The sequence below is a fragment of the Streptomyces sp. NPDC058620 genome (genome assembly GCF_042717135.1).
Lineage (GTDB): Bacteria > Actinomycetota > Actinomycetes > Streptomycetales > Streptomycetaceae > Streptomyces.
In genome coordinates, this window is the sequence record NZ_JBHXQO010000024.1 from 72,915 (window position 1) to 79,724 (window position 6,810).

Genomic DNA, 6,810 nt, shown 5'->3' on the forward strand with positions numbered 1-6,810 from the left:
ACGCGCGAAGAACCGGTTTCACAAGGCTAGTTGACTCTGCGTCAGTGTCCAATCACAGTAGCGACAGCGAGCTATCGACATATTTATAGTTGTCCGGGTCCGAAGCGTCGTGAGCGCGGGAGGAGGCGGGTCATGGACCTGGCTCTGCTGCGCACCTTCGTCACCGTGCACCGTGCGGGGTCGTTCACCCGGGCCGCCGCTCTCCTCGGACTTTCGCAGCCCGCCGTCACCTCGCAGATACGGACGCTGGAGCGCCAGCTCGGCCGGCCCCTCTTCCTGCGCCGAGCCCGTGGTGTCACCCCCACCAGCATCGGAGACGAACTGGCGCACCGGGCCGCTCCCCATCTGGACGCCCTCGTGGAGATCGCCGAGGCAGGACTCGACGAGGCGACGGGGGTACGGACGCTTCACCTGGCCGGGCCCCCGGAGTTCACCTCCGTACGCGCCCTGCCCGCACTCACCCCGCTGCTCTCCCAGGGCCTCACGCTGCGCAGCTCGTTCAGCGCCAACGCCGAGGAGACCATGGAAGGGCTGGCCGCCGGCCATCACGATCTGGCCATCACGACGGCGCGGCCGCGCGGTGGGCTGCTCACCTCGACAACGCTCTGCGACGAGGAACACGTCCTGGTGGCAGCGCCGCGCTGGGCCGGACGCCTGGGGCCCGGGACGCTCCGGCACAAGGGGCCGGTGGTGCTGGAGCAGCTTCCGGTGGTCGAGGTGCACGAGAGCCTGCCCTTCGTCTCGCGCTACTGGGCCGCTGTGTTCGACAGTCGGCCGGCCGCGGCAGCGACCGTGATCACTCCGGATCTGCGGGCGGTCCTGGAGTGCGCGGCAGCGGGCGCCGGCCTCGCCGTGCTGCCGCGCTATCTGTGCGAGCAGGCACTGGAGCGGGGCGAGGTCGTGGCGCTGCTCGACCCTCCGGTACCACCGCTGCGCACGTACTTCCTGGCCGCGCGTACCGGCACCCTGGCGCTGCCGCACATCGCGCGGGCGCACGAGTGGCTGGTGCGCGCTGCGGTCGACTGGTGACCTGTGGGCCCGGGAGAGTTTCAGATCGGGTTCCACGGGCCACTCTCTTGCCATGACCGAACGTCCTGTGGTCAAGCGCACCGCACGTGCCATCCTGCTCGACGGCGACGACCTCATCCTCATCAAGCGCACCAAGCCGGGGGTTGATCCGTACTGGCTCACGCCGGGCGGCGGGGTCGAACCGGAGGACACCACCGTCGTCGACGCCCTGCACCGCGAGGTCGACGAAGAACTCGGCGCCAAGATCACCGATGTCGTGCCCTGCTTCGTGGACACCGTGGAACACATCGCGGGCGGCGGGGTGAAGGGCGTCAAGGTCCAGCACTTCTTCGTCTGCCGGCTGGAGTCGATGGACCCCTCACGCCGGCACGGGCCGGAGATCGACGATCCCTGCGGGGAGTACGAGATCGTTCGGGTGCCCTTCAGCCGGATCGGCATCGCCGCCGTGCATCTCGTACCACTGTCGCTGCGGCATTACCTCGACGGCAACATCGAAGGCGTCCGGGCGATGCACGCGTCCGACCTGGGCTGAACCGAGGTCTCATCCAGGCACCGGGGCCGACAGCTCGTCGAGGGCGTCGTGCCGTATCCGCTCGGCCGGCATACCGATGCCTCTGAGCACGTCCACGCCGGAGCGGACCATGCCCGAAGGGCCGGACAGGTACGCCTCGTACCCCTTCCACGGCCCGTGCTCCCGTACGGCGTCGGGCAGCCCGCCCTCCGGACCGCGCCCGGGTCCCCCACCCACCACGGGGTGAACGGCGAGCCAGGGATACGTCCGCTGGAGACGCATCATCGTGTCGATGTCGTAGAGGTCGCCGTCGCTGCGCGCCCCGTAGAACACATCGACAGGACGCCGGTCTCCGTGCTCGGCGACATCCTCGATCAGTGCCCTGATGGGCGCGATGCCCGTGCCGCCACCGAGACAGAGCAGCCCGTGGTGGGTCGTGTGATCGACCGTCATCGAACCCGCCGGGGCTCCCAGCCGCAGGACGTCTCCGGGGCGGGCGCGATGCACCAGCGCGTTGGAGACCCATCCCGCGGGCACCGCCTTGACGTGGAACGAGAGCAGCCCGTCGCGGCGCGGCGCCGAGGCGAACGAGTAGTGCCGCCATTCGTGCGGCCACCAGGGGGTCTTCAGGGCCGTGTACTGCCCGGCCAGAAAGGGGTACGCCTGGTCGGGTCGGACGGTGAGGACCGCGATGTCCGGGGTTCTGAGGTCGTGGGAGACCACCTCCGCCTGCCACAGCGCGGGGGCGCTCCGCTCCTCCTCGGCCGCCGCGTCGATCATGATCTGCGAGATCGTGGTGTAGGCCCGTACCCAGGCCCCTTCCGCCTCACCGCTCCAGGTGACGGGCGCATAGCGGCTGAGTGCGCCGAGCAGGGCTTCCCCGACGGCTGGGTAGTGCGTGGGCTTCGTGCCGTACTTGCGGTGGCCGCGCCCGAGCCCGCCGAGGTACTCGGCGAGCGCGTCCGGGTCGTCGAGCCGGTCGGCCGCCGCGAGGATCGCCCGGAAGAGCCGGTCGCGCTGTACGTCCATCGCCACCGGAAACAGGGCGCGCAGATCCGGGTGCCGGATGAACAGCAGCGCGTAGAAGTAGGCGGTTGCCCGGTCCGCGACAGGACCCACCTCCGCGAGCGTGCGGTGGATCAGGGTCGTGTCGGCGGATGTGGATGGAGTCGTGGGTGCGGTCGTATCGGCCGGCGTGGTGACCGGAACGTCCATAGAAGTGCCTCGCCTCAAGCATCAAATGGTCGTGACTCGCCCACACCGCACACGTCCCCTGTGTGTGTTCCCGGGTGCGGCTCTCCTCGTCGCAGTGTGCCACCAACCTCCCACGCATCGGACAAATACTCGGAAGTCCGGGTATCAAGGCGCACGTTCCCCCTACGCTCTCCTGGGTCGCGGCTCCACAGAGGGCACTCACGGCGCCCGCGTACGCCGAGGCCAGTACGTGCGGATACTCCCGCCGCCAGACGACCGATCGCTCCAGGCTTGACAGCGTGTTTCACGTGAAACCACTCAAGTGACTGGCTGGTCATACCGGTCGCCCTCCTGTCGCTCCTCAGCGGTCTGGTCCTGGCACTCGGCACACCGTGGGGACCGGCCGGACATCGGTGGGTCCGGGCAAAGTTCTGGATCACCCTGGGCACCACAGGGCTGTCGATCTCCTCGCTGCGCCCCGGGATCAACGAGGCAGCACGAAGCGGTGTCATCGACGCCGGTCTGCCCTGCGGTGGCCACCGCCACCTATCTGTTCGTCACCGCTGTCGCGGTTCTCAAACCCTGGGGGCTGACCCGGCGGGGCCGGCGCCTGCGCGTCTCGGCCAGATACGCTAAAGCGGTGGACGAACGATCATCACGTCAGACAGCCTGACCCCTATGCACAGCCCACTGCCTCGCCCGCTCGCCGAACTGCCCATCCGGCGCCTCACCCGGGCAGACCTCGTGCCCTGCGCCGATCTCTGCGAGGACCGCGGATGGTCGCGCGACGAGCACCGGTGGGGGCTCCTCCTCTCCGCCGGGACGGGCTACGGCATCGATGACCCCGAGGGCAAAGGGCTGGCCGCGGCCTGCGTGGTGACCTCGAACGGGACGGACCTCGCCGCCATCGGCATGCTGCTCGTCGCCGGACGGCACTCCAGGCAAGGGCTTGGCCGGCGGCTGATGCGGCACGTGATCGAGTCGTCGGGGGAGACTCCGCTCTCGCTGTACGCCACCACCGAGGGGCAGCCGCTCTACGAGCAGCTCGGCTTCGCGGTGGTGGGCCGGGCGGACCGCATCGCCGGTCATTTCCGGCCGATGGACGGCGGGCGTGACACGTCCCCCGGTGCTCCCCCGGTCGCTACCCGCCCGGCCACGGCCGATGATCTCCAGAGCATCCTCCGCCTGGACGCCGACACGTTCGGCGCCGACCGGACCCACATCATCGCCCGGCTGCCCGCCTTCTCCGACCGTCTCCTGGTCGCGGAGGACGGTGGCGTGCTGGTCGGGTACGCGGCGCTCTGGCCGAGTGGGAACGTCCATTCCATCGGCCCCCTGGTCGCTCGCGACACCGCCACCGCCAAGACCCTCGTCGCGGCGCTCGCCGCGACGACGGACCGCCCCCTGCGCGCGGATATCGACGCGCGCCACCAGGAGCTGCTCGGCTGGCTCGGCGAGCACGGCCTGGAGAGGGGCACCAGCACGACGGTCATGGTCTATAGAAGCCCGGCACTGCCGGGTGACTGGACGCGCCGGTTCGCTCCACTGACTGTCGCGACCGGCTGAGGCAGCCCGGCCGTGTGATCGGTGACGGCGCGGGTCCGGCCGGCCGTGCGACGCCCAGCGCGTTCCCGATGCACCGGCTTTCTTCTCCGGGGCCACATCATCAGCGCCGCGCCGAGGACGACACCGAGCGGCGTAGCCCGTGACAAGGAACCCTGCGTGGGATCGAAACCCAATAATTGCAGACGCCGCTTAATTGCGGGCGCGGACTATTGCACATGTCCTCTATCCTGGAGACACGCAGCCACCACGGAGGAGAGACCATGACAGCGACAGACCCCGCACTGACCGCCCTCTCCCAGGGCTGGTGCGCGCTCTCCCTGCTGCACGGGAAGATCGAGGCCCGCATCGAGCGGGCCCTGCAGACGGGGCACGGCCTCAGCGTGCGGGAGTACTCACTGCTCGACGTCCTGAGCCGGCAGCACAACGGCGTCGGCGGTCATCTCCAGATGAAGCAGGTCGCCGACGCCGTCGTGCTGAGCCAGAGCGCCACCACCCGCCTGGTCACCAGGCTGGAGGACCGCGGCCTGCTGACCCGGTACCTCTGCGACACGGACCGCCGCGGCATCTACACCGACGTCACCGACGCCGGTCTGGCCCTGCTCGCCGAGGCCCGGCCGACCAACGACACCGCGCTGCGCGCCGCCCTCGACGAAGCCGCTCTGAACCCCGAGCTGGCTCCGCTCGTCACCGCGGTGGAACAGCTGAAGGTCCCCGCATAACCGCTGCGAGCTGCGTATTCTGCGGAATATGAACGATCTTGCAATACGTCCTGCCGCGCTCTCCGACATCCCCGCCGTGGTGGCCATGCTGGCCGACGACCCCCTCGGCGCACAGCGGGAGTCACCGGACGATCTCACCCCGTACAACACCGCGTTCCAGCGGCTCGCCGATGACCCGAACCAGCACGTAGTCGTGGCGGTGCGCGAGGAACGGGTCGTCGGAACACTTCAGTTGACGATCATTCCCGGTCTGTCCCGCCGCGGCTCGACACGCTCGATCATCGAGGGCGTCCGCATCCATGCCGATGAGCGCGGCAGTGGGCTCGGCACCCAGATGATCCAGTGGGCCGTGGACGAATCCCGGCGCCAGGAATGCCAGTTGGTCCAGCTGACGTCCGATGTCACCCGTACCGACGCGCGGCGCTTCTACGAACGCCTCGGATTCACCGCCAGCCACGTCGGGTTCAAGCTCACGCTCTGAGCCCGGCATCCGCACGTCCGAGCAGACCGAAGCAGAACAAGGTTCGAAAACCCGGGGGCCGTGGTGCAGCACCTCGCAGACGAACAGCGCCGCATCAGACTCGGCCGACGCCACCGGCTCGCACCCTCGGCGCGGGCCGACTCCGTAGTGGCCGTGGCCGATGCCGTCCTCGCACTGCACGCCACGGACCCCGCCACCGTCTTCCTCAGCGCATGCGCACGGCTCTCACAGCCCGGCATCGCGCCGGTGGAACAGGCCCTCTACGAAGACGTCTCCCTGGTCCGGCTGCTGTCCATCCGCAACACCCTCTTCACCGTCTCCAGGGAACTCGCTCCCTACGTGGACGCCTCGAACGCACGATCCGTGGCTGCCAAGGAACGGCGCACGCTCCTCAAGTACTTGGCGGAGGACGGCAACGGGCTGGACGAGCAGTGGCTCACCCTTACCGAACGGGAGACCCTTGCCGCGCTGGCCGCGCGCGGCCGGGCCACCGGCAGCGAGCTGTCCGCGGCGGTACCGGCGCTCCGGACGAAGATCACCTTCTTCCCCGGCAAGAAGTACGAGGCGGTCCAGGGCGTCGCCTCCCGCGTCCTCCGCATCCTGGCTGCCGAAGGGCACATCCGGCGGGACCGGCCGCGCGGCTCCTGGACGTCCAGCCGGTTCCGCTGGACACCATCGGAACCCTGGGGCCCACTCGACCCGGCAGGGGCACGGACAGAGCTGGCCCTGCGCTGGCTCCGCTCGTACGGGCCCGCGACCGAGGCAGACCTCACGTGGTGGACCGGCTGGGGCCTGGGCCAGCTCCGCAAAGCTCTCGCGGCAGCCGGGGCCGAGGAAGTACGGCTCGACGGGTCCACCGGGTGGGTCGCTCCGGGGGACAGCTCCCCCGAACCCGCCCTGGAACCCTGGGCCGCGCTGCTGCCAGGTCTCGACCCGAGCGCGATGGGCTGGGCCGACCGGAGCTTCCACCTCGCGTCCGAGCACCGTGCGGCACTCTTCGACCGGTCCGGCAACATCGGCCCCACGGTCTGGTGGAACGGCAGGATCGTCGGCGGCTGGGCCCAGCGCGCCGACGGCGAGCCGGTCTGGCGCCTGCTGTCCGACGTGGGCCGGGACGCCACGGTCGCCCTTGAGGCGGAGGTGTCCCGGCTGGCGGAGTGGGTGGGCGGCGCCCGCATCACTCCACGATTCCGCCCCCCCCTGGAGCGCGAACTGAGCGCCTGAGCAGTGACGCGAGCTTTGGCGCCGGTTGTAACAGGAAATACAACCGCAGACCCCGCGTATATAGGGGTGACAAAGGGGGGACCCCC

The 6,810-nt window shown here is 69.8% G+C and carries 7 protein-coding genes; 6 read left to right on the plus strand and 1 reads right to left on the minus strand.

Features of this window, described 5'->3' with window-relative positions; all coding sequences use genetic code 11:
• Window positions 1–132: 132 nt before the first annotated feature.
• On the plus strand, window positions 133–1,029 hold the full coding sequence (locus tag ACFWSK_RS22050; protein WP_383788791.1) for a LysR family transcriptional regulator: 897 nt from the start codon (window positions 133–135) through the stop codon (window positions 1,027–1,029).
• A gap of 52 nt (window positions 1,030–1,081) precedes the next feature.
• Window positions 1,082–1,561: an NUDIX domain-containing protein gene (locus tag ACFWSK_RS22055; RefSeq protein ID WP_383788794.1), complete on the plus strand. Its 480-nt coding sequence runs from the start codon at window positions 1,082–1,084 to the stop codon at window positions 1,559–1,561.
• Window positions 1,562–1,570: 9 nt separating this feature from the next.
• Here ACFWSK_RS22055 and ACFWSK_RS22060 read toward each other — a convergent pair whose 3' ends face one another.
• Window positions 1,571–2,755 (minus strand): globin domain-containing protein, encoded by a 1,185-nt coding sequence (locus ACFWSK_RS22060; RefSeq protein ID WP_383788796.1) that lies wholly within the window; start codon window positions 2,753–2,755, stop codon window positions 1,571–1,573.
• 657 nt (window positions 2,756–3,412) lie between these two features.
• Here ACFWSK_RS22060 and ACFWSK_RS22065 point away from each other — a divergent pair.
• From ACFWSK_RS22065 to ACFWSK_RS22080, 4 genes are all read left to right on the plus strand, one after another.
• Window positions 3,413–4,300, plus strand: coding sequence for a GNAT family N-acetyltransferase (locus ACFWSK_RS22065; protein ID WP_383788799.1), 888 nt, complete (start codon window positions 3,413–3,415; stop codon window positions 4,298–4,300).
• Between the two features lie 260 nt (window positions 4,301–4,560).
• Entirely contained in the window at window positions 4,561–5,019 is a 459-nt protein-coding gene (locus ACFWSK_RS22070) for a MarR family winged helix-turn-helix transcriptional regulator (RefSeq protein WP_383788802.1), read from the plus strand.
• Window positions 5,020–5,047: 28 nt separating this feature from the next.
• Complete coding sequence (locus ACFWSK_RS22075; protein ID WP_383788804.1) at window positions 5,048–5,500, plus strand: GNAT family N-acetyltransferase; 453 nt, start codon at window positions 5,048–5,050, stop codon at window positions 5,498–5,500.
• A 63-nt stretch (window positions 5,501–5,563) separates the two neighbouring features.
• Window positions 5,564–6,724 carry a winged helix DNA-binding domain-containing protein gene (locus ACFWSK_RS22080; protein ID WP_383788807.1) on the plus strand — a complete coding sequence of 387 codons (1,161 nt, stop codon included), beginning with the start codon at window positions 5,564–5,566 and terminating at the stop codon, window positions 6,722–6,724.
• Window positions 6,725–6,810 lie beyond the last annotated feature (86 nt).